The 23,732-nt window shown below is 68.6% G+C and carries 20 protein-coding genes and 1 pseudogene; 10 read left to right on the forward strand and 11 right to left on the reverse strand.

Annotation, left to right across the window (positions count from 1 at the left end; translation table 11 throughout):
* Positions 1–51 precede the first annotated feature (51 nt).
* The 5 genes and pseudogenes from mgtA (at position 52) to NQ204_RS02400 (ending at position 5,882) form a co-directional block, all read left to right on the forward strand.
* The gene (mgtA, locus tag NQ204_RS02380) at positions 52–2,811 is read left to right on the forward strand and encodes a magnesium-translocating P-type ATPase (RefSeq protein WP_256642972.1); all 2,760 of its coding nucleotides are present in this window, start codon (positions 52–54) and stop codon (positions 2,809–2,811) included.
* Positions 2,811–3,551, forward strand: a complete 741-nt coding sequence (locus NQ204_RS02385) for an MgtC/SapB family protein (protein WP_488192334.1) — start codon at positions 2,811–2,813, stop codon at positions 3,549–3,551. Before mgtA ends, NQ204_RS02385 begins: the two co-directional genes overlap by 1 nt.
* Before the next feature lie 131 nt (positions 3,552–3,682).
* Positions 3,683–4,741, forward strand: coding sequence for a sensor histidine kinase (locus tag NQ204_RS02390; RefSeq protein WP_256642973.1), 1,059 nt, complete (start codon positions 3,683–3,685; stop codon positions 4,739–4,741).
* Entirely contained in the window at positions 4,734–5,375 is a 642-nt protein-coding gene (locus tag NQ204_RS02395) for a response regulator transcription factor (RefSeq protein ID WP_256642974.1), read from the forward strand. The genes NQ204_RS02390 and NQ204_RS02395 overlap by 8 nt, the downstream gene beginning before the upstream one ends.
* Positions 5,372–5,882 (forward strand): annotated as a pseudogene (locus tag NQ204_RS02400) (DUF1697 domain-containing protein). The gene NQ204_RS02395 and the pseudogene NQ204_RS02400 overlap by 4 nt, the downstream one beginning before the upstream one ends.
* A gap of 21 nt (positions 5,883–5,903) precedes the next feature.
* Here the strand turns inward: NQ204_RS02400 and NQ204_RS02405 are convergent.
* A complete protein-coding gene (locus tag NQ204_RS02405; protein ID WP_256642975.1) occupies positions 5,904–6,695 on the reverse strand; it encodes a low temperature requirement protein A in 792 nt (263 codons plus the stop codon).
* 121 nt (positions 6,696–6,816) lie between these two features.
* On the opposite strand from NQ204_RS02405, the gene bla reads away from it, so the two are divergent.
* The gene (gene bla, locus NQ204_RS02410) at positions 6,817–7,668 is read left to right on the forward strand and encodes a subclass B3 metallo-beta-lactamase (protein WP_256642976.1); all 852 of its coding nucleotides are present in this window, start codon (positions 6,817–6,819) and stop codon (positions 7,666–7,668) included.
* A 126-nt stretch (positions 7,669–7,794) separates the two neighbouring features.
* Here bla and NQ204_RS02415 read toward each other — a convergent pair whose 3' ends face one another.
* The 6 genes from NQ204_RS02415 to NQ204_RS02440 are packed head-to-tail and all read right to left on the reverse strand — an operon-like array spanning position 7,795 to position 12,225.
* Positions 7,795–8,544, reverse strand: a complete 750-nt coding sequence (locus NQ204_RS02415) for a hypothetical protein (RefSeq protein WP_256642977.1) — start codon at positions 8,542–8,544, stop codon at positions 7,795–7,797.
* Positions 8,544–9,203, reverse strand: coding sequence for a DUF3299 domain-containing protein (locus NQ204_RS02420; RefSeq protein WP_256642978.1), 660 nt, complete (start codon positions 9,201–9,203; stop codon positions 8,544–8,546). The genes NQ204_RS02415 and NQ204_RS02420 overlap by 1 nt, the downstream gene beginning before the upstream one ends.
* A complete protein-coding gene (locus tag NQ204_RS02425) occupies positions 9,193–9,744 on the reverse strand; it encodes a DUF3299 domain-containing protein (RefSeq protein WP_256642979.1) in 552 nt (183 codons plus the stop codon). The genes NQ204_RS02420 and NQ204_RS02425 overlap by 11 nt, the downstream gene beginning before the upstream one ends.
* A gap of 3 nt (positions 9,745–9,747) precedes the next feature.
* Positions 9,748–11,001, reverse strand: coding sequence for an ABC transporter permease (locus NQ204_RS02430; RefSeq protein WP_256642980.1), 1,254 nt, complete (start codon positions 10,999–11,001; stop codon positions 9,748–9,750).
* Positions 10,994–11,689, reverse strand: coding sequence for an ABC transporter ATP-binding protein (locus tag NQ204_RS02435; protein WP_256642981.1), 696 nt, complete (start codon positions 11,687–11,689; stop codon positions 10,994–10,996). The genes NQ204_RS02430 and NQ204_RS02435 overlap by 8 nt, the downstream gene beginning before the upstream one ends.
* Positions 11,686–12,225: a ZrgA family zinc uptake protein gene (locus tag NQ204_RS02440; protein WP_256642982.1), complete on the reverse strand. Its 540-nt coding sequence runs from the start codon at positions 12,223–12,225 to the stop codon at positions 11,686–11,688. The genes NQ204_RS02435 and NQ204_RS02440 overlap by 4 nt, the downstream gene beginning before the upstream one ends.
* Before the next feature lie 33 nt (positions 12,226–12,258).
* Between NQ204_RS02440 and NQ204_RS02445 the strand changes: the two genes are divergently transcribed.
* On the forward strand, positions 12,259–12,738 hold the full coding sequence (locus NQ204_RS02445) for a MerC domain-containing protein (protein WP_116862406.1): 480 nt from the start codon (positions 12,259–12,261) through the stop codon (positions 12,736–12,738).
* 102 nt (positions 12,739–12,840) lie between these two features.
* On the opposite strand, the gene NQ204_RS02450 is transcribed toward NQ204_RS02445, so the two are convergent.
* Positions 12,841–15,033 (reverse strand): TonB-dependent receptor, encoded by a 2,193-nt coding sequence (locus tag NQ204_RS02450; protein ID WP_243402607.1) that lies wholly within the window; start codon positions 15,031–15,033, stop codon positions 12,841–12,843.
* 123 nt (positions 15,034–15,156) lie between these two features.
* Here NQ204_RS02450 and NQ204_RS02455 point away from each other — a divergent pair, with 123 nt between their 5' ends.
* Positions 15,157–15,996 carry an AraC family transcriptional regulator gene (locus NQ204_RS02455; protein ID WP_116862407.1) on the forward strand — a complete coding sequence of 280 codons (840 nt, stop codon included), beginning with the start codon at positions 15,157–15,159 and terminating at the stop codon, positions 15,994–15,996.
* Positions 15,997–16,081: 85 nt separating this feature from the next.
* On the opposite strand, the gene NQ204_RS02460 is transcribed toward NQ204_RS02455, so the two are convergent.
* From NQ204_RS02460 to NQ204_RS02470, 3 genes are read right to left on the reverse strand one after another with little or no spacing between them, the layout of a single operon-like run.
* Positions 16,082–19,156, reverse strand: coding sequence for an efflux RND transporter permease subunit (locus tag NQ204_RS02460; RefSeq protein ID WP_116862408.1), 3,075 nt, complete (start codon positions 19,154–19,156; stop codon positions 16,082–16,084).
* Positions 19,153–20,346 carry an efflux RND transporter periplasmic adaptor subunit gene (locus NQ204_RS02465; protein ID WP_116862409.1) on the reverse strand — a complete coding sequence of 398 codons (1,194 nt, stop codon included), beginning with the start codon at positions 20,344–20,346 and terminating at the stop codon, positions 19,153–19,155. The genes NQ204_RS02460 and NQ204_RS02465 overlap by 4 nt, the downstream gene beginning before the upstream one ends.
* Positions 20,343–21,590 (reverse strand): TolC family protein, encoded by a 1,248-nt coding sequence (locus NQ204_RS02470; RefSeq protein ID WP_256642983.1) that lies wholly within the window; start codon positions 21,588–21,590, stop codon positions 20,343–20,345. Before NQ204_RS02470 ends, NQ204_RS02465 begins: the two co-directional genes overlap by 4 nt.
* Before the next feature lie 62 nt (positions 21,591–21,652).
* Here NQ204_RS02470 and NQ204_RS02475 point away from each other — a divergent pair, with 62 nt between their 5' ends.
* Together NQ204_RS02475 and NQ204_RS02480 are read left to right on the forward strand one after the other, a co-directional pair.
* Complete coding sequence (locus tag NQ204_RS02475) at positions 21,653–22,327, forward strand: response regulator (RefSeq protein ID WP_116862410.1); 675 nt, start codon at positions 21,653–21,655, stop codon at positions 22,325–22,327.
* Positions 22,320–23,696 (forward strand): sensor histidine kinase, encoded by a 1,377-nt coding sequence (locus NQ204_RS02480; RefSeq protein WP_256642984.1) that lies wholly within the window; start codon positions 22,320–22,322, stop codon positions 23,694–23,696. Before NQ204_RS02475 ends, NQ204_RS02480 begins: the two co-directional genes overlap by 8 nt.
* Positions 23,697–23,732 lie beyond the last annotated feature (36 nt).

Genomic DNA, 23,732 nt, shown 5'->3' on the forward strand with positions numbered 1-23,732 from the left:
CGCCACTACGCGACCCGGCATCCCGGGTCGGGACTTCCGAGGATGACCCCCATGAGCCTGCTCAACGCCTGGTTCAACGCCTTCCTGCGCAGCCGCCGCGCGGGAAGCCTGTTCCGCCGCCGCGCCCTGCCCGAGGCCGCCTTTGGCCGTGGTGCGGCAGATGCCGCACCCTCCGCACTCACCGATGGCCTGCTGACCCTGGCCCGCCTCGACGATGCCCGCCTGCTGGCCGCGCTGGATTCGCACAGCGATGGCCTCAGCCCACAGGAGGCCGCTGATCGCCTTGCCCGTCTCGGTCCGAATGAAGTCGATCACGAAAAGCCGCTGCCGTGGTGGCGCCATCTGTGGCAGTGCTACCGCAATCCGTTCAACCTGCTGCTCAGCGTGCTTGCGGCGGTGTCCTGGTTGACCGAGGACGCCAAGGCCACGGTGGTGATCGCTGCGATGGTGGTGCTCTCCACGCTCATCCGCTTCGTGCAGGAGGGTCGCTCCAACCGCGCGGCCGAACGGCTGAAGGCGCTGGTCGGCAACACCTCCCGGGTCCTGCGCCGCAGCGCGGGCACCGAGGCGGCGGATCTGGCCGACCAGTACTTCGGCGCACACCTGCACAGCCGGCGTCCCTCGCGCCTGCTCGACCTGCCGATCCGTGCGCTGGTACCGGGCGACCACATCGTGCTCTCGGCCGGCGACATGATCCCGGCCGACTGCCGTGTGCTGAGCGCCAAGGACCTGTTCGTCGCCCAGGCTGCAATGACCGGCGAGTCGCTGCCGGTGGAGAAATTTGCCAGCCCGGGCGATGCCGACGCAGGGCTGATGGAACAGGCCAACCTGCTGTTCATGGGCACGAATGTGGTGTCCGGCACGGCCACGGCAGTGGTGCTGGCCACTGGCAACCGCACCTACTTCGGCACGCTGGCCCAGCGCAGCACCGCCACCGAGCGCGCGCCGACCGCCTTCCAGGCCGGCGTCAACAGTGTGAGCTGGCTGCTGATCCGCTTCGCCCTGGTGATGGTGCCGTTCGTGCTGCTCATCAACGGCTGGACCAAGGGAGACTGGACCGAAGCCTTCCTGTTCGCGCTGTCGGTGGCGGTCGGGCTGACCCCGGAAATGCTGCCGATGATCGTCACCTCCACCCTCGCCAAGGGCGCGGTGCTGCTGTCGCGGCAGCGGGTGATCGTCAAGCGCCTGGATGCCATCCAGAACTTCGGTGCGATGGAGGTGCTGTGTACCGACAAGACCGGCACCCTCACCCAGGACCGCATCGCGCTGGAGCGCCACACCGATGTGTTCGGCCAGGATTCGGAGGACGTGCTGAAGTTCGCCTACCTCAACAGCCACTTCCAGACCGGGCTCATCAACCTGCTCGACCGGGCCGTGCTCGAGCACGTGGAGCTGCAGAGCTCGCTGCGCCTGTCGCAGGACTACCGCAAGGTCGATGAGATTCCGTTCGACTTCCAGCGCCGCCGCATGTCGGTGGTGGTGGCCGAGCGCGAGGACCACCACGAGCTGATCTGCAAGGGCGCGGTGGAGGAGATGCTGGCGGTGTGCAGCACCGTGCGTGAGGGCGACATCGACCAGCCCCTGGACGCGGCGCGGCTGGCGCGGGTGCGGCAGACCACCGAGGAACTGAACGAACAGGGCCTGCGCGTGGTGGCCGTGGCGATGAAGGAGACCGCGGCCAGCCAGTCGGTGTATTCGCAGGCCGATGAGTGCGGCCTGACCCTGGTCGGCTACGTGGCCTTCCTCGATCCGCCCAAGGAGTCGACCGCGCAGGCCCTGCAGGCACTGGCCGCGCATGGCGTGGAGGTCAAGGTCTTCACCGGCGACAACGAACTGGTGACCGCCCGCGTCTGCGCCCAGGTCGGGCTGGAGGCCGATGCCATCGTGACCGGGCCGCAGATCGAACGCATGGACGATGCTTCGCTTGCGCATGCCCTGCAGCAGCACCGGGTGTTCGCCCGCCTGACGCCGCTGCACAAGGAGCGGCTGGTGCGCTGCCTGCGCGCGCAGGGCAAGGTGGTCGGCTTCCTCGGCGATGGCATCAACGATGCCCCCGCCCTGCGCGCGGCCGACATCGGCATCAGCGTGGACAGCGCGGTGGACATCGCCAAGGAAGCGGCCGACATCATCCTGCTGGAAAAGAGCCTGATGGTGCTGGAGGACGGCGTCATCCAGGGCCGGCGCACGTTCTGCAACATGCTCAAGTACATCCGCATGACCGCCAGTTCCAACTTCGGCAACGTGTTCTCGGTGCTGGTCGCTTCGGCGTTCCTGCCGTTCCTGCCGATGCTGCCGCTGCAGCTGCTGGTGCAGAACCTGCTGTATGACATCTCGCAGATCGCCATCCCGTTCGACAACGTGGACGAGGAACTCGTGCGCCAGCCGTTGAAGTGGAACCCGGCCGACATCGGCCGCTTCATGGTGTTCTTCGGGCCGATCAGCTCGATCTTCGACCTCTGCTGTTTCGCACTGATGTGGCATGTGTTCGATGCGCGCACGGCGGCCGACCAGAGCCTGTTCCAGTCCGGCTGGTTCGTGGTCGGCCTGCTCACCCAGACCCTGATCGTGCACATGATCCGCACGCCCAAGGTGCCGTTCCTGCAGAGCATCGCCGCGCCGGCCCTGCTGCTGATGACCGCGGCGATCATGGCGATCGGCGTACTGCTGCCGATGAGCCCGCTGGCCGGCTACTTCAAGCTGCAGGCGCTGCCATTGGGTTACTGGCCGTTCCTGGTGGCGATCCTGTTCGGCTATGCGGTGCTGACCACGACGATGAAGCGGCTCTACATCCGCCGCTACGGGTGGCAGTGATGCTGGGCCTGCAGGTGAACCTGCCGCCGTTCGACGCCGGCGCCACGCTGGGCTCGATGCTGAGCCTGACCGTGGCCTTCGTACTCGGCGCAGCGATCGGGCTGGAGCGGCAGCTGCGCCAGCGCACCGCCGGACTGCGCACCAACACGCTGGTGGCGGTGGGTGCGGCGGTGTTCGTCGATCTGGCGGTGCGTTTCCACGATCTGTACGGCGGCCCGCCCTCGCCGCTGCACGTGGTCGCGTACGTGATCTCCGGCGTCGGCTTCCTTGGCGCCGGCGCGATCATGAAGGACGGTGCGCAGGTCTCGGGCCTGAACACCGCGGCCACGCTGTGGGGCTCGGCGGCCGTCGGTGCCTGTGCCGGCGTCAAGCTCCTGCCGGAGGCGGTGATGGCGGCGGTGTTCGTGCTGGCCGCCAACACCCTGCTGCGGCCGGTGGTCAACCGCATCCAGCGGCAGCCGCTGGCGCAGGGTTACAGTGAGGCGACGTACGCGATCAACGTGGTCTGCCAGCGTGAACAGCAGGCCGAGGTGCTGGACCGGCTGCTGTTGCTGCTCGAGCAGGCGCAGTACCCGGTGCGCGCGGTGGACCAGCGGCCGTTCGGCGAACGCGACGTGGAGATCGAGGCGGTGCTGTATGCCACCTCGGTCGACGCCGCGGAACTGGATGCGGTGCTGGAGAACCTGGCCGGCACGCCGGGCGTGTTGCAGGGATTCTGGAATGCCAGTCTCGAAGAATGACCCACCCCGGTAGCGCCGGGCCATGCCCGGCGAGCGCGCAGCGCGGCCAGCCGCCGGACCCGCTGTGCATGGCCCGCCGATACCACCGCCGCTTATCATCCCCCCAACCACCCGCCAGGGAGCTGTTCCCGATGCCGTCGCTGTCGCCCCGCCGCCCGCTGGCGCTGCTCGCCCTGATCGTGGTGATGGCGGCGATCTTCCTGCTCGACACCGTCACCGATTATGCCGTGGCCGCCGCCTGCTTCTACGCGGCGGTCATCCTCGCCGCCTCGCGGCTGATGGCCCCGCGCGGCCTGCTCATCCTGGCGGCCGCCTGCATCGCGCTTACCGGCCTGAGCTTCTTCCTGACCCGTTTTGGCATCTACCGCATCGGCCTGGTCAACTCGACTATCGGCATGCTGGTCATCGGCATCACCACCTGGCTGGTGCTGAAGATGGAAGCAGCCAAGGCAGCCGTGCAGGAAGCCCAGGCGCGACTGCTGCGGGTGGCCCGCGCCTCCACGGTGGGCGAACTGACCACCTCGATCGCCCATGAGGTGAACCAGCCGCTGGCCGCCATCGCCAGCAGCGCCGAGGCCAGCCAGCGCTGGTTGGCGCAATCGCCACCCAATGTCGACAAGGCGCTGCAGGCCATTGCCCGCATCCTGTCCGATGCGCACCGCGCCAGTGACGTGATTGCCCGGATCCGCGGCCTGACCCAGGGCGCCGCGCCGGAACGCCGCGCCTTCGATCTGAACCAGGCCGTGCAGGACATGCTGGCCCTGTCACACAATGAACTGGACCAGCACCAGGTGGATGTGGCGCTGCTGCTCGATGCGGACCTGCCACCGGTCTTCGCCGATCCCGTGCAGGTGCAGCAGGTGATCGGCAACCTGCTGCTGAACGCAGTCGATGCGATGGCCCTGCTGCCGCCTGCCGAGCGCCGCGTTGCGCTGGCGACCGCACGCGATGGTCGCGGCCAGGTCAGCCTTAGCGTGCGCGACCGTGGCGTTGGCCTGCCCAGCGAGCAGCCGGACCGCGTCTTTGACGCGTTCTGGACCACCAAGGACCAGGGCCTTGGCCTGGGCCTGAGCCTGAGCCGTTCGATGATCGAGGCCAATGGTGGTCGCATCCGCGCGGAGCGTCCGGCCGGCGGCGGCGCCTGTTTCGTGTTCGAGCTGCCGGCCGCCGGCCAGGATGACCATGCGTAAGCCCCTGCCACCGCCGGCCGAACCGGCTCCCATCGTCTACGTCGTCGACGACGACGCGTCCGTGCGCGCGGCGCTGGAGGACCTACTGGCCTCGATGGGCCTGCAGGTGCGCGCCTTCGCATCCACCCAGGCCTTCCTCGACCATCCGCGCGACGATGTCCCGGCCTGCCTGGTGCTGGACGTGCGCATGCCCGGGCAGAGCGGCGTGGATTTCCACCGCAGCATGGCGGACCTGGGCCTGCAGCTGCCGGTGGTGTTCATCACCGGCCACGGCGACATCGCCATGGGCGTCAACGCCATCAAGGCCGGCGCCATCGAGTTTCTGACCAAACCCTTCCGTGATCAGGAACTGCTCGACGCCATCCACAAGGGCATTGCCCTGGACCGCGAGCGCCGCCGCGAGGGCGAGGCGCTGGGCGAGCTGCAGGCACGCTGGCACACCCTCAGCGCTGGCGAGCGCGAGGTGGTCGACGGCGTGGTACGCGGCCGGCTCAACAAGCAGATCGCCGCCGACCTGGGCGTCAGCGAGATCACGGTGAAGGTCCGGCGTGCGCAGGTGATGCGCAAGATGGAGGCGCGCACCCTGGTCGACCTGGTGCGCATGTACGACCGCCTGCAGGCCGCTGCACCATGAACGCATATGTGGCCCTGCTGCGTGCGGTGAACGTGGGCGGCACCGGCAAGCTGCCCATGGCCGAGCTGGTGGCGATGTGCATGGACGCGGGCTTCGGCGAGGTGCGCACCTGCATCGCCAGTGGCAACGTGGTGTTCCGCAGCAGCGCGGACGAGCTGACGGTACGCGATGCCCTGGCGGAGCGACTGCAGGCCTACGCCGGCAGACCGGTGGGCGTGCTGGTGCGCAACGCCGCGGAAATGGCCGACGTGGCCGCACGTAATCCGTTCCCGCAGGCGGCCGGCAACCGCGTGGTTGCGCTGTTCATCGATGGCGCCCAGCGACCCGCTGCAGGGCGTGGCAGGCCTGGACGGCGAACAGCTGGCGCTGGGGCCACGCGCACTGTACGTGCACTACGGCGACGGCATGGCCGATTCGAAACTGCGCATTCCGTGCGCGGCCGACGGCACCGCGCGCAACCTCAACACCGTCACCAAGCTGGTGATGATGGCGGCCAGGCTGGCCTGAGCACTGTTCCCGCCGGTACAGCTACACCGTTCGTCGTTTCATCCGCGTGTCGACCAGCCCCACCAGCAGCAGCACCACGCTGGTGAGCCAACCGGTGGCCAGCAGATGCGCCATCGGCAGCAACGGGCCCATCACCAGCAGCAGGACGGCGCCCAGCAGGTGCGAGCGCGGCATCCGCCCATACACCACGCGCTTGTACAGTGCGCTGCCCAGCAGGTAGATCAGCGGCCCGGCCACCAGCATCGCCGCGTGCGCCAGCGAAACACCTTCCTCCGGCGCATCCATCACCAGGTCGTTGCCGACCGCAGTAGCGATGATGCCGGCGATCAGCTCGGCAGCGGCACCGGCCAGCCAGAAGCACGCCGATACCAGCACCCAGGCCAGCATCCGGCGGAAGTTCGGCGCCAGCGCGTGGTCGCGGCCCACTTCCCACAGCACGAACGCGGTGCGCCCCACCTGCATTGTGGCGTAGGCCCCGGCGAACACCCAGGCGCGTTCGCCAAATGCCACCGGTATGGAAGAGGACATCAGCAGTGCCAGCAGCATGGTGGTGAACAGCAGGCCGCGGATGCGCGGCGCCTGAGGATCGAACCAGTTGCTGACCCAGCACCCGTATTGCCAGCCCAGCCAGACTGCGAACCACAGCACCAGCGTCTGCAGCACACCGAGCACGCCCAGGTGGTGCAGCAGGTGATGGCTGAGCTGGGTGACGGCGAAGACGTAGACCAGATCGAAGAACAGCTCTTCGTAGGTCACCCGCGCGTGGTGGCCGTCGCGGCGGCGCAAGGCGGGAACACGGATGCCGGGAACCATGGAACCTCCTGATCCGTGGCCGAGCCAACCATCGCGCTTATTGCAGCCATGAGCAATACGCGAAACGGGAGAAGAAAGGGCCGTGATAGCGTGGTTTCACCCTCACCCGCGACCTTTCCGCATGCGCCTGCTGCCTCTTGCCCTCGCCTTTGCCACCTGCCTGCCGCTGGCCGCCCATGCCGCCGAACCAGTGCTGCCGCAGCTGAAGGCCTACACCGTCGATCCCTCCTGGCTGCAGCCGATCGCCCCGCTGCAGATTGCCGACCACACCTGGCAGATCGGTACCGCCAACCTCACCTCGCTGCTGGTGCAGACCCCGCAGGGGGCGGTGCTGCTGGACGGCGGCATGCCACAGATGGCCGATCACCTGCTGCACAACCTGCAACTGCGCGGCGTGGCCCCGGCCGACCTGCGGGTGATCCTGCTCAGCCACGCCCATGCCGACCATGCCGGGTCGGTGGCCGAACTCAAGCGCCGCACTGGCGCGCGCATAGTGGCCAATGCGGAATCGGCGGTGCTGCTGGCGCGTGGTGGCAGTGATGACCTGCACTTTGGCGATCGTTTCGCCTTCCCGCCGGCCCAGGTCGATCGCATCATCATGGATGGCGAGACCGTAGACGTCGGCGGCATGCGCTTCACCGCGCATTTCGTGCCGGGCCACACCCCGGGCAGCACGGCCTGGACCTGGACCGATAGCCGCGACGGCAAGCCGGTACGCATCGCCTATGCCGACAGCCTCAGTGCACCGGGCTACACGCTGAAAGACAACCCGCGCTACCCGCACCTGGTCGAGGACTTCCGCCGCAGCTTCGCCACCGTGCGCGCCCTGCCCTGCGACGTGCTGCTGACCCCGCACCCGGATGGCAGTGGCTGGGAGTATTCCGCTGGCCCGGCCGCCGGCGCCAAGGCGGTGACCTGCAGTGCGTATGCGGATGCCGCTGAGCAGAAGCTCGACGCAGCCCTGACCCGGTAGAGTCGAGCTTGCTCGACTGGCCTTTGTAGAGTCGAGCCATGCTCGACTGTTCTGGAGCAGCCGAGCATGGCTCGGCTCTACATGAGGCAACGGCAGCCGAGCATGGCTCGACTCTACAAAGGCCAGTTACCGGCACCCTTCCGGCAAGGCGGCGATGGCCGCAACGACCGCCCCCTGCATGCCCTGCCCCACGGCCATGTCCAGCTCGCCACTGGTACTGCCGTGCTGGCGTTGCAGCTCGCTCTCGCAGGCGCCATGCACGCGGCTGCGCGCGTTGGCCCGAAGCATGCTGCAGCGCCAGTCGCCCGGGCCCAGCGGCAGCACCGAATAGACCACGCTGTTGCAGGCGTCGCCTGCGCGCTCGACCAGGCTGCGGCCGCCGAAGTCGCGCGGCACCCTGCTGTGCGTCGGGTCGTAATAGCTGTCGGGGAAGCTGCGCGCGTACAGCTCGACGTCCACCTGCAGCGGCTGTGTCCCCGAGGCGGGCAGCTGCAGCGGTTCACCGCATTCGGTGCGGTCGGCGCGGTGCTGGATGAACTGGTAGATCGGCCGATCAAGCCGACGATCCTGCGCCGTCACCGCACTGACCGGACCCAGCACCGGCAGCGCCGCGCGGTTGGCCATGCGTGCCAACACACCCGCCTCGGCCGGAACGCAGCGGTCACGCACCGTGGCCGCCAGCAGGAACACCACGTCATCACGGAACGCACGATCCTCGCGCAGGTGCCGCTCGATGTCGGCCTGCAGCGCGGCCACCGGTGTGGGGAATGCCACAGGCGGTGGGCGACCCTGCGGCGCCCAGCGCTGCCAGGCCAGCAGCGCGGCACCGGCCAGTAGCAGCACCGCACCGATCCCCAGCCAGTGCGCGCGCCGCATCAGCTGCCGATCGCCGTCAACGTGGCTGCGTCCGCATCGTAGGACGCGCTGGCGATGTCGGCCTCGAAGCGCTTGATCCGCAGGTGTCCCGACAGCCGATAGGCATCCCACAGATTGCCCAGTGCAATCGGCTTGGCCAGGGTCACGTGTATGATCTGGTTCGGTGGCGGCGGCGGCACGTGGATGCAGGCGCCATAGAACGGCACGAACAGCAGATCATTCACCGCCCCGGCGTCGTCCATGCCCAACGGCACCACATAGCCATCCAGGTCGACCTCGCGGCCGTCCACGTCATCGACCACGGCAGCGGAGCCGAACTGCTGCGCGTGGTCAGGGCTGGAGTGGTCGATGGCCGTGCCCGGCGGCGTGCCCGAGCCCGTGTCATCGATCAGCCCACCTACGCCGGCCATCGCGCCCATGCCGCCGCTGCGGTCGATGCCGATCTGCGGCGGCGGGCGCAGGAAAGCGTCCTCCTCCGGCATCAACGCGTTCCAGGCCGTGATTGCATCCTCGGCAGGCGCGGCCCTGCCCGGCGTACCCACCGCACCGGATGTCGCCGTGGCAGCCGCCGGTTCAGCCGCCGCGTCGGGTACATCGCCACCAGGTCGACTGCAACCGGCCAACAACATCAGCACCAGGACACAGGCGTTACGGTTCATAGGGCCTCAACTCGGGGTCTGCCATGGTGTAGGCCGAACCGGCCAGGTCGTCGTCCACGCGTTCGGCGCGCAGCGTGCCGGCGAGAAAGAACGGCGAGTACATGTCCGGCATGTCGATCGGCCGCGACAGCCGCACGTGCACGATCTGGTTCGGGGGTGGCGGCGGCACGTGGATGCACGCGCCGTAGTAAGGCACGAACAGGAACTCGGTCAGCCGGCCATCGCTGGCATTGGCCAGCGGCACCACATAACCGGGCAGGCGCACGGCCCGGTCCAGCACTGTATCCACCGTGCGGAAGGTGCCGAACTGGGCCATGCGCCGATTGCCGCTGTGCTTCACTTCCGGCCCGTCGCCCCGCTCCAGTGCGGCCAGTTCGTCGGCGGGCATCATCTGCAGCCAGTCCAGTTCCTGCTCGGCAGCCGCCTGGGTTGTCGCGCCGTCCTGCACAGGCGACGGCGGCAGAGCCTGCACGCCGGTATCCACCGGACGTTCGCAGCCGGCCAGCAGCAGGATCACGGCAAGGAAAAGCCACGCGCGCATCGCTCAGGCTCCCGCCGACAGGCCGTCGGCCAAGGTGCGCCGATAGGCCAGCAATGCCGGCACCAGGCCCGCCACGGCACTCAGCACCAGCACCCCGCCTACCCACGCCAGCTCGCGCAGGTCCGGCCAGACATGGGTGATCGACAGGCCAAAATTCGCCAGTGCCCAGCCGCGCCCGGCCAGGCTGGCGGCCACCAGTATCGCCAGGGCCAGCACGCAGGCCATGGTGCTGGTCGCCACCGCTTCCAGCACCAGCAGGCTGGCGATGTAGCGTGGCCGCGCACCCGTGGCGCGCAGCACCGCCATCTCGCGACGCCGCTCCTGCAGGGTCGACACCAGCAGCGCCACCAACGAGACCAGGCCCAGCAGCACCACCATCGCACTGATCAGCTGCAGCGCCCGCTCGGCCGTACCCAGTGACTGCCACAATTGCTGCAGGGTCACCCCGGGCAGGATCGCCAGCAGTGCCTCGTCCGGGTAGTCATTGATCGCGCGCTGCACCGAGAACGTGGCGATGCGCGAGTTCAGGCCAAGCATGAAGGCGGTGATGCTGGTCGGGGTCAGGTCCAGGTGCCGCGCCTCCTCGGCGCTGACCTTGTGCCCCCGCAGCTGCACGCCTGAACGCCAGTCCACGTGGATGGCTTCGATCGCCGGCAACGACACCAGCACCGACGAATCCACCGGCGTGCCAGTCCGCTGCAGCACGCCGCTGATACGGAATGGCTTGTCGGCATGCTTGGCCAACGTCACCGCGGCAGTGCCGTGGGCGAGCACCATCTCATCGCCCACCTGCACGCCCTGCGCGCGGGCGACATCGGCGCCGACCACCACATCGTACAGGTCATCGAAGGGCTTGCCCTCGCCGAAGGCCAACGTGTGCCCGGCACCGTAGCGGTAGTGCTCGAAGTAGCCGCCGGTGGTGCCGATCACCCGGTAGCCGCGCCAGGAATCACCCAGCGACAACGGCACCGCCCACTTCACCTGCGGCAGCGTCGACAGTTCCTGGTAGGACTGCCAGGACACGTTGTTGGTCGGGTCGCCGATATGGAACACCGAATACAGCAGCAGGTTCACCGGCCCCGAGCGCGCACCGACGATCAGGTCGGTACCCGAAACGGTGCTGGCGAAACCCTCGTGGGCCTGCACGCGCACGCGCTCCACGCCCAGCAGAAGGGTCACGCTGAGGGTGATGACAAGGACGGTAAGGGACACGCTCAACGCACGGCTGCGCAGGCTGGCCCAGGCAAGTTCAAACATGGGCGGCTCCGGCGTGGTTGATGTCCTGCAGCTGCACGACGCGGTCGAACAGCGGGTGCAGGCTGTCATCATGACTGACCACCACCGCAGTGGTACCGGCCGCGGCACATTGCGCGGCCATCAGCTGCAGGAAGGCGGTGGCCGCTTCGCGGTCCAGTGCCGAGGTCGGCTCATCGGCGAGCAGCACGGCCGGGCGACCGATCAACGCGCGCGCTGCGGCCACGCGCTGCTGCTGGCCGACGCTGAGGGTGCCGGCCCGACGCTGCAGCAGGTCCGGGTCCAGGTGCAGGGCCTGCAGCAGCCGGAGGATCTCATCATCCAGCGGCCGTCCGACGCGTGCGCTGCGCGCGGGCGAGAAGCGCAGGCCCAGCGCGATGTTGTCGCGCACGCTGAGGAAGGGCAGCAGGTTGAACTGCTGGAAGATCACACCGAGATGATCGGCACGGAAGCGGTCGCGCGCGGCCGGCTTCAGGGCGTGCACGGCCGTGCCGGCCACCACCACCTCGCCCTGTTCGGGCCGCAGCACGCCAGCCAGCAGGCCCAGCAGGGTGCTTTTGCCCGACCCGCTGGCGCCGCGCAGCAGCACGCTGCTGCCTGCGGCGATGCGCAGCTGCGGAATATCCAGCACGGTGCGTCCGCCATAGCTGAAACGCACCTGCTCCAGCGCGATCACCGCGGCGGTGTTCATGGGGCGAGCACCACACGCAGGTTGTCCACGGTCAGCACTGTGCGGCTCTGGCCGGCCGCCGTCGCGCTGTTGACGATGACCTCGTGCAGGTTCGGGAAGGCCTTCGGCAAGGCCAGCACCAGCACGCGCAGCGCGGCCGGGTTGGCGCACTGGTAGCGCAGCTCGGCGTTGAAGCCTGCATGCGTGTGCTTGCCCGGCGTGCTGGCTATCGTGGGTGCGACGGCAGCGAAGCCGTCGGCCCGCGCGTCACGTTTCAGGGGAGTGCATTGCGCTGCAGTGGGAAGGGTCAACCAGTCGCCGCGCTTCAGCGTGGCCAGTGCCGCGTCCAGCGCCGCCTGTTCGGTGGCATTGGCCGGCGGCCGTTCGAAATCAAGGATGCCGATACCCGGCGCCTGCAGGGCCAGTTCAAGGGTGCCCTGGTCTACGGCCAGTTCGACCGTGGCCTGGCCGTGCACGTGGGCACCGAGCTGGCGCACATCGTGTGCGTGCACGGCGGGAGCGGCAGACAACAGGAACAGCAAAACGGAACGCTTCATGGGGGAACTCCATAATTGTTACTATGTAACATTATGGACCACATCCCCACGCCGCCCGCAAGGGCACTGCCCCAGCCGCCAGCTTCGGCACGCTGGCACCCCCGTCTCGACCTGGCCGGCGCCTGGCTGTCGCTGGCCTGCGCCGCGCACTGCATCACCCTGCCCCTGCTGCTGGCCTTCGTGCCAGCGGCGATGATGGCCCTGCGCTCGTTCCAGCACCCGGCCCACGGCGCGATGACCGCGCTGCTGGTGATGTCGCGCTGGGAATGGGTGTTCGCCGTGGTCGCCTCCACCGTAGCCATGGCCAGCACCGCCTCCGGTGGCCGCCGCCATTGCCAGTGGTGGCCGCTGCGGCTGGCAGCCTGCGGCGCGGTCGCGCTGCTGGCGTCGTCGCTGTACATGCCGCTGAAGGAATCGCTGGTCTGGCATGGCGTGGCGACCGCCTGCGGCGGCGTGCTGCTGGCCACCGCCCACATCCTCAACCGGCGGGCGTTGCACCGCGTGCCCAGGTAGCGGCCCACCTTGGTGGGCGCTGCCTCACCATGTCAACCAAGGTCGGCATCTACCAGACACAACGCTACGCCTGGTAATGCCGGCCGCTGGCCGGCAACGCACTCAGAACCGGTAACCCACCTCGGCACCAAAGATGCGCGGATGGTCCACCGGGCCGTAGTAGTTGCCATCACGACCGAAGGCGAGGTTGTCGAAGATCAGGCCGTTGATGCGCCGCTTGTCGGTCAGGTTCTGCACGAACAACCGGGTGCTCCACGGCCCCGTCTCATATCCCACCTGCAGCCCCAGCATCGCCACCGCGGGCTGGAACGCACGGTTGCGCTCGTCCAGCGCACTGGTACCGGTGAACTGCGATTCCACCCGCGCGTACAGTCCCGAATCGAACTGGTAGCGCGCGGCCAGGTAGCCGGTGTAATGCGGGGTCAGCTTGACCCGCTTACCGGCAAGGTTCTGCTCCGCACTGACCCAGAGCTTGGTGTACTTCGCGTCGACGTAGCCGACGTTGGCCATCAGGCTCAGCCCCGGCAGCACGTCGAAAACACCTTCCAGCTCGGCCCCGCGCGAACAGATCGAGGCATCCGAACCCACGTAGTCCGAAGAGATCGGCCGACCATCGGCATCGGTGGCGACCTGGATCTCCTGCCAATTGTCCGAGGTGATGTGGAACAGCGCCCCGCCGATGTGGCCGCGGCCGCCGGCCAGGTTCATCTTGAAGCCCAGTTCGTGGCTCCACATGCGCTCGGACTCGTAACGCAGCACCTTGTCGTTGACTACATCACTCTGCGCGGCCGCGAGATTGAAGCCACCCGGGATATAGCCCTTGGCCGAGGCCGCGTAGAAGGACAGGTCATCGCTGGCGTCGTAGCGCAGCGACACGCGCGGCAGCGTGGCCGAGAACGTGTGCGCCAGCGCGGCGTCGCGGTACAGCACCAGGCCACCTGCGCCGAGGTCCAGCGCACCGGCGCGCTGTTCGGTGGAACGTCGCGCCTGCTCGTGGCGCAGGCCCACGCTGGCGGTCAGCTTCGGCAGCGCCGGCAAGGTGTAGCTGGCGGTGGCGAACACGCTGTAATCCTCGCCCTTGGAGGTCTGCCGCGGCGCCAGGTTGTAGCTGTCCAGGCCGCGGGTGGCCGGCCCGACGAACGTACCGAGGATGGAATCCTTGCCGGTGCGGTAAGTCGCCACGCCGGCCATCCAGGTCAGCGCCTGGCCGCTGGGTGAGCTGAAGCGCGCCTCGCCCGTCCATTCGCTCTTCTTGTCGTAGATGCGGCCGGCCAGTGCAGCGCTGGCGGTCATGTCGAAATCGTAGCCGGCCGACATCACCTCCTCGCCACGGTAGGAGGTGGCCACATCCAGCGTGCCCGCCTGCAGCTGCCACTGCGCGCTCAGGCCTGCGACGGTTTCATCCTTCTCGGTGCGCTTGGGCGCATCGTTGATGTAGGTGAAATCGCCGGCCTGGCGACCGCCGTTGAGCGTGCTGCCGTAGGTGCGGTTGTACAGGCCGGTATCCAGCGGCAGGTACTCGTACTCGAACATGCCCGGCGCGCGCGTGCGCAGGTGGTAGGCCAGCGCGTTGACCTGCACGTAGTCGCTGGGGCGCCAGCGCAGCTTGCCCTGCAGGTAGCCTTCGTCCACCTTGCCGCGCGCACCGGACGGCGTCAGGTTCTTCAGGTAGGCATCCTCCTGCGAGCCCATGAAGGCGACCGAGCCGGTCAGCGCGCCGCCCTTGTCCAGGGGGCCGGACAGGAAGCCATCCAGCGCGGTACCGCCGCCGTTGCCGAACCAGGTGTGGCGCAGGTTCACTTCACCCTCGGTGGCATCGGACGGGCCACGCGTACGCACCAGCACCAGGCCCGATTCACTGTTGGCGCCGTACAGCGTGCCCTGTGGGCCGCGCAGCACCTCGACCGATTCGACCTGATTGAGCACGGCGTTGCTCAGCTCGCGGAACGGGATGCCATCGATGTAGACCGAAGCGCGGTTGACCAGGAACGGGTTGGACTCGATGCCGCGGATGGAGATGAACATGTTGCTGAGCTGGCCCATCACGTTGAACTTGACGTTGGGTGCCAGCTTGTCCAGGTCACGGAACTCGGTGACGCCGGCCTGCTGCAGCGCCTCGCGGTCAAGCACGGTGACCGACAGATCGCTCTTCAGGTAGGGCGTATCCCGCTTGGAACCGGTGACCATCACACCGTCCAGAGTGGTGGCGGCATCCTTCTGCTGGGCATGCGCGGGCAGGACGGGAACGAGCAGAGACGCCGCGACCAGCGCAGCGGACGATACGGGGGATATCAAGGGAGACCTCTCGGGAGACGGGCAGGTGCCTGGCAGGACGGCCGGCACACATTGTTATGATGTAACACCCACCCGCAACTGCCACTCCATTCCGTGCGCCGCCGCTCCATTCCCGGAACCGTCATGCCCGCCCTTGCCACACAGCTGCAGCACGAAACCGGCCATCCCGCGCTTGGCACCCATGCCAGCGACGACGGCGGCATCGTGCTGCTGCGGCACCGCTTCGAAGCCAGCGAAGGCGAGATGGGTCATCCCGACCAGCTGCGTCTGGGCCTGGCGCTGGCCGGCGGCGGGGCGCTGCACCAACGCACGACACTGGGCTGTCTGCAGGGACATTGGCGGCCAGGCCAGTTCAACCTGGTGCTGCCCGGTGATGCCGGCAGCTACACCAGCCCGGCGGTGGACCTGCTCGGCATCGCCATGGATACCCGCCTGCATCCGCAGGCCGCACAGCGGCTGGCGCCGCTGGCCACCCGGCTGCACGAGGACCCGGTGATTGTGTCTGTCCTGCAGGCACTGTGGTTGAGCGCCGAGGCCGACGCCTGCCTGCCCGGATTCCTGCAGCACGGCAGCGCGGTGCTGCTGCACCGGCTGGGCCAGCTGGCAGGGCAGACGCCTGCACTGTCGCCGGCGTCAGCGCCGTTGCCGGCACGCCGCCTGAGGCAGCTGGAGGAATACATCGATGCGCATCGCGCCGATGCACTGGATGTTGCAGCGTTGGCGACGGCCGTGGGAATGGAGGCCTCGGCCTTCGGCCGCGCCCTGCGTGCTGCCAGCGGCGAATCACCATATGTGTTCCTCACCCGGCGACGCATGCACTGGGCCGCCAGCGTGCTGCTGCAGGGCCGCGCGGTAACCGAGGTGGCGCTGGCAGCGGGCTATGCCAATCCCAGCAAGTTCAGCGCCGCGTTCCGTCGGGTGATGGGATGTGCGCCGAGCGCGTGGGGCCGCAGCTCCCGGTAGCCGTCCACCTTGGTGGACGTTCCCAACGTGCCAACCAAGGTTGGCATCTATCGGTTCATCGCGGCGTGCCAACCAGGGCTGGCACCTACCGGTTCGCGGCGCGGCTTCTGTGCACCCAGTAGTAAAGCGTTGGCAACACCAGCAGGGTCAGCAGCATCGCCGACAGCAGGCCGCCGATCACCACCACCGCCAGCGGCTTCTGCGTCTCGGCGCCAATCGCGTGCGAGGTCGCCATCGGCAGCAGGCCGAACATCGCGAGCAGCGCGGTCATCAGCACCGTGCGCAAGCGCTGCAGCGAGCCCTGCACCACCGACTGCAGCAGGTCCATGCCCTGCTCGCGCAGCTGGGCGAATCGGCTGAGCATCACCACGCCGTTCAATACCGCCTGTCCGAACAACGCGATGAAACCGATCGCCGCCGACACCGACAAGGGAATGCCGGTCAGCCACAGGGCGAGGATGCCGCCGATCATCGCCAGCGGCACGTTGGCCAGGATCAGCGCCGCACTGCTGATGTCCTTGAAGGCATCGAACAGCAGCACGAAGATGATCAGCACCGACAGTGGGATCACCCAGCCCAGCCGCTTCATCGCGCGCTGCTGGTTCTCGAACTCTCCCGACCACTCCAGACGGTAGCCCTCGGGCAGCGTCACGCTCGCATCCACCCGTGAACGCATGTCGGCCACCACGCTGCCCATGTCACGGCCGGCGATGAAGATGCTCACCGCCTTCACCCGCTGTGCGTTCTCGCGCGAGATGTTGATCGCACCGCTGGCCATGTGGAAATCAGCCACGTCGGACAGCGTCACGGCATGCCCATCGCCGATGCCCACCGGCACCATGCGCAGGCGCTGCAGGTCACGGTCGGCATCGTCCAGGCGCAGGGTGATCGGGAACTTGCGGTCGCCCTCCCACAGCTCACCCACTTCGCGGCCGCCCAGCGCGGTCTCGATCACTTCGTCGATGTCACGCACGTTCAGGCCATAGCGCGCGGCACGGTCACGATCGATCTGTACCTGCAGCTGCGGCAGCGAGCCATCGCGGTCGATGAAGGCGCTCTCCACGCCGTCCACGCCGCGCACCTGGCCAAGGATGGCCTGGGCTTCCCGGTTCAGCACATCCAGGTCGGCACCGCTGACCTTGATCACGACCTGGCCCTTGATCTGCGAGATGCTCTCCAGGATGTTGTCGCGCACCGGCTGCGAGATCGAGAACTCCGGCCCTGGAATGCGCTGCTCCAGGGTGCGCTGCAGGTCGCCGATCAGCTGCCGCTTGTCCACGCCCTTCGGCCATTCCTTCTCCGGCTTCAACGCCACCAGCGCCTCGATCTGGTTCGCGCCCTTGGCATCGGAGCCATCCTCAGGCCGGCCCAGCTTGGCCACCACCGTGGAGACCTGCGGATAGGTATTCACCAGTTCGCGGATGCGCCGCGACTGCTGCTGCGCCTCGGCGAGGCTGGTGCTGGGGTCGAGCGTGGCGGTCAGCCAGATCGAGCCCTCATCCAGCTCCGGCAGGAACTCCGAACCCAAGCGCGTGCCCAGCGCCAGCGTACCGACCAGCAACGCGACGGCGGTCAGCACCACCGCCCGCGGGCGGGCCAGCGCACGCTCAAGCACCGGCTGGTACCAGCCGGTCAGGCGGTCCATCAACGGGTTCTCGCCGCGCATGCGGTCGCGCCGCAGCCACCAGTAGCAGAACAGCGGCACCACGGTCAGCGCCAGGATCAGCGCACCGATCAGCGCCGAGGTCACCGAATAGGCCATCGGCGCGAACATCCTGCCTTCCTGCCGCTGCAGGGTGAAGATCGGAATATGCGCTGCAATGATGATCAGCATCGAGAAGAAGGTCGGCCGCCCGACTTCCGACGCCGCCGACAGCACGGTGGAGAACCGTGTCTTCCGGTCTGCCGTACGCGGCAGCGCGGACAGGCGCGAGACGATGTGCTCGGTGACGATCACCGCACCATCGATGATGATGCCGAAGTCCATCGCCCCCAGCGACAGCAGGTTGGCCGGCACGCCCCACAGGTGCAGGCCGAGGAACGTCGACAGCAGGGCCAGCGGCATCATCGCCGCCACGATCAGCGCGGCGCGGGCGTTGTAGAGGAACAGCCACAGCACCAGGAACACCAGCACCGCGCCTTCCAGCAGGTTGCGGAACACGGTCTTCAGCGTGGTCGAGACCAGCCAGGAGCGGTCGTAGAACGGCTCGATGCTGACGCCTGCCGGCAGCTGGCTGGCTTGGATCTCGGCCACGCGCGCATGCAGGGCGTCGAGCACGTCGGACGGATTTTCGCCCTTGCGCATCAGCACCATGCCGAACACCGCATCGTCGTTGTCGTCCTGGCCGACCAGGCCCTGCCGCGGCAGGCCGGTATCGGCAATGCCGGCCAGGTCGCGCACCAGCACCGGCGTGCCGCCCTTCTGCGCGACCACCACGCTGCCGATATCGGCAGGCGAGCGCATCAGGCCGACGCCTCGGATCAGGAACTGCTGCTGGCCGCGCTCCACATAGCCGCCACCGGCATTGGAGCTGCCCTTCTCCAGCGCTTCGGAAAACTCACCCAGGCTGATGCCGCGGTCACGCAGCTTGTCCAGGTCCGGCTTGACCTGGAAGGTGCGCGCATAGCCGCCGAAGCTGATCACATCGGCTACGCCGGGCACGGTGCGCAGGCCGCGTTCCATCACCCACTCCTGCACGGTGCGCAGCTCGGTGGGGCTCATGTGCGGGGCTTTCAGCACGTAGCGGTAGATCTCGCCCACCGCCGAGCTCATCGCCTCCAGCTCGGGGGTCACGCCCTCTGGCAGGTCCACGCCCTGCAGGCGCTCCATCACCTGCTGGCGCGCGAAGTAGTCATCGGCCTTGTCGTCGAAGGTCAGGATGATCATCGACAGGCCGAACTGCGTATGCGAGAACACCCGCACCGAGTGCGGAATGCCCGACAGTGCCACTTCCAGCGGCATGGTGACTTCGCGCTCGACCTCCTCGGCGGCGCGGCCCGGGTGCAGCGAGACCACGGTCACCTGGGTGTCGGACACATCGGGGAAGGCTTCCACCGGCAGCACGCGGAACGCGGCAATGCCAGTGCCAATGAACAGCAGCAGCGCCAGCATCACCATCAGCGGCTGACGCAGGCAGTAAGCAATCAGGCGATCAATCATGGTGCGGCATGCCCCACGCCGGGAGCGGCGGTTGCGAAAGCGGCGGTTGCCGGGGCCGCCGCGCTGTCCACCAGCTGCTGCAGCAGCAGGCCGCCCTCGACCACCACGCGGCTGCCGGCCGCCAGCCCTTCGCGCACCCACAGGCGCCCGTCACCCAGTTCCTCGGCCTGCACGGCGCGACGCGCGTAGTGGCCCTTGCCTTCGTCCACGAACACGACCTGCCTGCCATCGATCAGCAACACGGCGGCATCCGGCAGCGATACGCCGCCCTGCGCCGGCAGCGCCACCTGGGCGCGCACGTACTGGCCGGCCTTGAAGCTGCGGCCGTGGTTGTCCAGTTCGGCACGCGCCTGCACCACGCGGCGCTCGCTGTCGACAAAGTCATCCACATGCTGCAAGGTCGCCTGCAGCGTGCTGCCATCGGCAGCCGGCACGCGCACCGTCATGCCCGGCTGCAGGCGTCCGGCCAGGCTCTCGGGAATGTCCAGCAACAGCCACAGGCGGTCGGGATCACCGATCACCGCCAGCGGCTGCTCGCCATCCGGCCCCACGTTCATGCCCGGGCTCATCCGGCGCTCCACCAGCACACCGTCGATGGGCGCGCGCAGCGGCAGGCGCTGGTCCACGCGGTTGCCATTGCCATAGGCGGTGGCGAACGCGGCGGCGCGTGCATGGTCGGCCTGGCTGCCGGCGAAATGTGCTTCGGCCTCATCCAGCTCGCGGCCCGAGGCTACGCCGGCAGCATGCAGTTCGCGGGTGCGCTCCAGTTCGCGGCGGGCCTGCTGCAGCTCGGCGCGCCCGCGCACGCCTTCGGCCTGCGCCTGGCCGAACTCCGGCGAGGTAATCCAGGCAATCACCTGCCCCGCCTTGACCTTCTGCCCCGGCTGCGCCTCGATGCGCGAGACCTGGCCCGGCAACGGCGCACGCAGCGCGCTGGAGCGGGTTTCGTCCCAGACCACGCGGCCCGGCAGCTGCAGCGACGCACTGGCACCCTCGGTCACCACCTCGCTGCGCAGTACGTCCAGCTGGCGGCTGTCGGCCGGGAACTGGATCTGCCCGGCGCTGACCACCGGGGCGCCATCGGCATAGGTGGCCGGTTCACGCCCGCAGCCGGACAGCAGGGCCAGCGCTAGCAGCGCAGGCAGCAATGCGCGGCGCGCACGCGGTTGAGTGGCGGCATGCGGGTTCACAGGGACTCTCCTTCGGTAACGGACGTGGCGGCGCTCCAGCGCGCCAGTGCAATGGCATGGTCGGCCCGCGCCTGGATCAGCGCGGCTTCGAACTCGCGCCAGCTGCGGCGCGCATCCAACAGGTCGGTCAGGCTGGCGGCACCCCGGCGATAGGCCAGTTCGATGCCCTGCACGGCCTTGCGTGCACTGTCGGCCTGCAGCCCCTCGTAATCCCGGCGGCGCTGCGCGGCGGCTTCGGCGCCGGCCTGCAGCTGGTCCAGCTCGGTCCAGGTCTGGCGCTGCAGCGCATGCAGTTCCAGTGCGGCGGCATCGCGGTCGGCCTCGGCGCGCTGGATGCCGCCCTGCGCGCGCGACGGCGCCCCCAGTGGGATCGTCACCGACACACCCCAGGTCACGCCATTGATGTCGGTCGGCTCGCGCTCGGCTTCCACACCCCACTGGATGTCGCGGCGGCGCTCGCTGCGTGCCAGTGCAACACCAGCATCAGCCGCGGCCAGGCGCGAACGCGCGGCGCGCAGATCCGCCCGCTGCTGCGGATCGGCGGCGCTGCCAGCCGCTTCCCTGCTGGCGTCGGGCCACGCGTCGTCAGCACTGAGAGACGCGCTCTCATCCATGCCCAGCAGCAGGGCCAGCGTATGCTGTGCGTCGCGCAGGTCCAGCGCTGCTTCGCGTGCTGCATCGGCCACCGCCAGGTCATCCACGGCAAGGCGAGCACGATCCACTGGTGCCATCGCACCGCTGGCGACCTGCCGCTCCGCGGCGGCCATCTGCTCGGCCGAACTGCGCCGGTTGGCCTCGGCGATGTCGCGGGCGTCCTGCGCTGCCTTCAGTCCGAAATACGCTTCGTGCAGCGCCACCTGCTGCCGGCGGCGCATGTCCAGCTGTTCCAGCCCGGCCGCCTCCACCAGCGCATCGGCCTGGCGCATGCGCAGCGTTCGTTTGCCGCCGCGTTCCCAGGTGAAGCCCAGGCCGACGGTGCTGTCGACGCGCTTGTCCTGCCAGCGGCCGCTGCCGACGCCGTGCTTCGGGCTGATCTTGCTGGTGCCCAGCGACAGTTCCAGTGCAGGCCGCAATGCAGCAGTCAGCGCATCACCCTGCGCACCGCGCAGTTCCAGCGCCGCCGCGCGCAGGTCCGGGTTGTGCGCATCCATGGCACGTTGCGCGTCCTGCAGGCTGATCGCCCACGCCGCAGGTGCACACGCCAGTGCGGCCAGCAGGGCCGCCGAACGAGGGAGGAAATTCATGCGCGCCACGGTAAGGTGGCGCACTTGCGCCAAACTTTCCCGAATCTTGCGCGAAGCTTGCAATGCGAATCCTGTTGATCGAAGACGACGCGGCCCTGGCCGACGGCCTGGTACGTGCCCTGCAGGGTGCCGGCCACCTGTGTGACCACCTGGCGCAGGGCCTGCTGGCGCCGGCGGCACTTGCCGTTGCGCCGTATGACGTGATGGTGCTGGACCTGTCGCTGCCCGATGTGGATGGCCTCGACCTGCTGTCGCGCCTGCGCGACCAGGCCATCAGCCTGCCGGTGCTGATCCTTACCGCACGCGATGGCGTGGAGGACCGCATTCTCGGCCTGGACCGCGGTGGCGATGACTACCTGGCCAAGCCCTTCGCGCTGGGCGAACTGGAAGCGCGCCTGCGCGCGTTGGCACGACGCCGCAGCGATGCACCCGCACAGAAGCGGCTCGGTCGCCTGTGCCTGGACAGCATCCGCCAGGAGGTGCAGGTGGACGGCCAGCGCATCGAGCTGACCGCACGCGAGCTGGCCCTGGTCGATGCGCTGATGCAGCAGCCCGGACGCACCGTGACCAAGCAGCGCCTGTTCGACGCGCTGTACAGCTGGGACCACGAGGCCAATCTCTCGGTGATCGAAGTGCACGTCAGCCGCCTGCGCCGCAAGTTCGAACAGGCCGGTGCGGATGTGGGCATCCGCATGCTGCGCGGCCTCGGTTACCGGCTGGAGGCCATCGATGGTTGAGCGCGTGGCGAGCCTGCGCGGGTTGCTGCTGCGCCGCCTGTGGCTGCCGCTGCTGGTGCTGCTGCTGTGCAGTGCGGTGGGCTCGTTCGCACTGGCGCGCTACTTCGCAGGCCAGGTCTATGACCGCTGGCTGCTGGACTCGGCGATGTCCCTGTCCGAGCTGGTGAGGGAGCAGGATGGTCGCGCGGTGATGGACGTCACGCCGGCCATGTCACGCATGTTCACCTGGGACACGGTGGATGAAGTACATGGCGAAGTGGTCGATGCAGCCGGCGTGCGGCTGTATGGCGATCTGGCCGAGGCACTGCCGCGGCCCGCACAGGCCGCCGATGAGGACGCGGTCTACTACGATGCCCGGCTGCGCGGGCAAGCGGTGCGCATGGTGGAGGTGCTGGTGCCGACCACGGGCGGGCATCAGGTTCGCCTGCGGGTGGCCGAAACCCTGCGCAAGCGGCACCGGCTGGAGCGCAAGCTGCTGATGACCAGCGTGCCGTTCCAGGCCGCGATCCTTGCGCTGGCGGCGTGGCTGGCCTGGTCGGGCACCGGCGCGGCGGCGCGCCATGCCAACCAGGTGGCGCGGCGACTGGCGAGCCCGCGACCGGACCCGCTTGCGCCGCTGGACCCGCAGCAAGAGGCACCGCGCGAGCTATGGCCCGCGGTGGAGGCCTACAACGCATTGCTGCAGCGGCTGGATGCGATGCAGGCGGCACAGCGCCGCTTCGTCAGCAATGCCGCACACCAGCTGCGCACGCCGTTGGCGGCAATGCAGGTGGAGCTGGAGAGTTCGCTGCGGCAGCAGGATCCTCAGGCGCAGCAGCTGGCGTTGTCCGGAACGCTGGCTGGGTTGTCAAGGCTGCAGCACCTGGTCAACCAGCTGTTGCTGCTCAGCCGTTCGGAGGATGCGCAGGGCGGTTCGTTGCCGCTGCAGGTAGTGGACGTGGCGGCGCTGGCGCGCACCGTGGTCGAGCGCTATGCCGACCGCGCGTTGGCTGCCGGGGTGGACCTGGGGTACGAGGGGCCGGACGAAGGCGTGCCGGTGCGGGGCGATGCACCGTTGCTGCGTGAGGCGCTGGGCAATCTGCTGGACAACGCGCTGCGCTATGGCGCCGAGCGCGGGGTGATCACCCTGGCAGTGCAGCGCGACGACGACGGCGTGCAGCTGTGGGTGGATGACGATGGTGCCGGGATCGACGAAGCCGAGCGCGGCCGCGTCACGGAACGCTTCTACCGCGCCAGCAGCCACGGCGATGGCTGCGGGCTTGGCCTGGCCATCGTGGCCGAGATCGCGCAGCGGCATGGCGCGACGTTGGACATCGGCAGCGCGCCGATGGGTGGCGCACGGGTGGGAATGCGGTTCCGCGGCCTGTAGAGCCGAGCCCACGCTCGGCTGCTTCTGGCGCGGTGC

Source organism: Stenotrophomonas testudinis, assembly GCF_024499815.1.
GTDB lineage: Bacteria > Pseudomonadota > Gammaproteobacteria > Xanthomonadales > Xanthomonadaceae > Stenotrophomonas.

Coding starts and splice junctions, on each gene's coding strand:
- mgtA (WP_256642972.1), top strand. CDS start 52: ATGAGCCTGCTCAACGCCTGGTTCAACGCCTTCCTGCGCAGCCGCCGC.
- NQ204_RS02390 (WP_256642973.1), top strand. CDS start 3,683: ATGCCGTCGCTGTCGCCCCGCCGCCCGCTGGCGCTGCTCGCCCTGATC.
- NQ204_RS02405 (WP_256642975.1), bottom strand. CDS start 6,695: ATGGTTCCCGGCATCCGTGTTCCCGCCTTGCGCCGCCGCGACGGCCAC.
- NQ204_RS02475 (WP_116862410.1), top strand. CDS start 21,653: ATGCGAATCCTGTTGATCGAAGACGACGCGGCCCTGGCCGACGGCCTG.
- NQ204_RS02445 (WP_116862406.1), top strand. CDS start 12,259: ATGGACCACATCCCCACGCCGCCCGCAAGGGCACTGCCCCAGCCGCCA.
- NQ204_RS02385 (WP_488192334.1), top strand. CDS start 2,811: ATGCTGGGCCTGCAGGTGAACCTGCCGCCGTTCGACGCCGGCGCCACG.
- NQ204_RS02425 (WP_256642979.1), bottom strand. CDS start 9,744: ATGCGCGCGTGGCTTTTCCTTGCCGTGATCCTGCTGCTGGCCGGCTGC.
- NQ204_RS02415 (WP_256642977.1), bottom strand. CDS start 8,544: ATGCGGCGCGCGCACTGGCTGGGGATCGGTGCGGTGCTGCTACTGGCC.
- NQ204_RS02440 (WP_256642982.1), bottom strand. CDS start 12,225: ATGAAGCGTTCCGTTTTGCTGTTCCTGTTGTCTGCCGCTCCCGCCGTG.
- NQ204_RS02470 (WP_256642983.1), bottom strand. CDS start 21,590: ATGAATTTCCTCCCTCGTTCGGCGGCCCTGCTGGCCGCACTGGCGTGT.
- NQ204_RS02455 (WP_116862407.1), top strand. CDS start 15,157: ATGCCCGCCCTTGCCACACAGCTGCAGCACGAAACCGGCCATCCCGCG.
- NQ204_RS02460 (WP_116862408.1), bottom strand. CDS start 19,156: ATGATTGATCGCCTGATTGCTTACTGCCTGCGTCAGCCGCTGATGGTG.
- NQ204_RS02430 (WP_256642980.1), bottom strand. CDS start 11,001: ATGTTTGAACTTGCCTGGGCCAGCCTGCGCAGCCGTGCGTTGAGCGTG.
- NQ204_RS02480 (WP_256642984.1), top strand. CDS start 22,320: ATGGTTGAGCGCGTGGCGAGCCTGCGCGGGTTGCTGCTGCGCCGCCTG.
- NQ204_RS02435 (WP_256642981.1), bottom strand. CDS start 11,689: ATGAACACCGCCGCGGTGATCGCGCTGGAGCAGGTGCGTTTCAGCTAT.
- bla (WP_256642976.1), top strand. CDS start 6,817: ATGCGCCTGCTGCCTCTTGCCCTCGCCTTTGCCACCTGCCTGCCGCTG.
- NQ204_RS02420 (WP_256642978.1), bottom strand. CDS start 9,203: ATGAACCGTAACGCCTGTGTCCTGGTGCTGATGTTGTTGGCCGGTTGC.
- NQ204_RS02395 (WP_256642974.1), top strand. CDS start 4,734: ATGCGTAAGCCCCTGCCACCGCCGGCCGAACCGGCTCCCATCGTCTAC.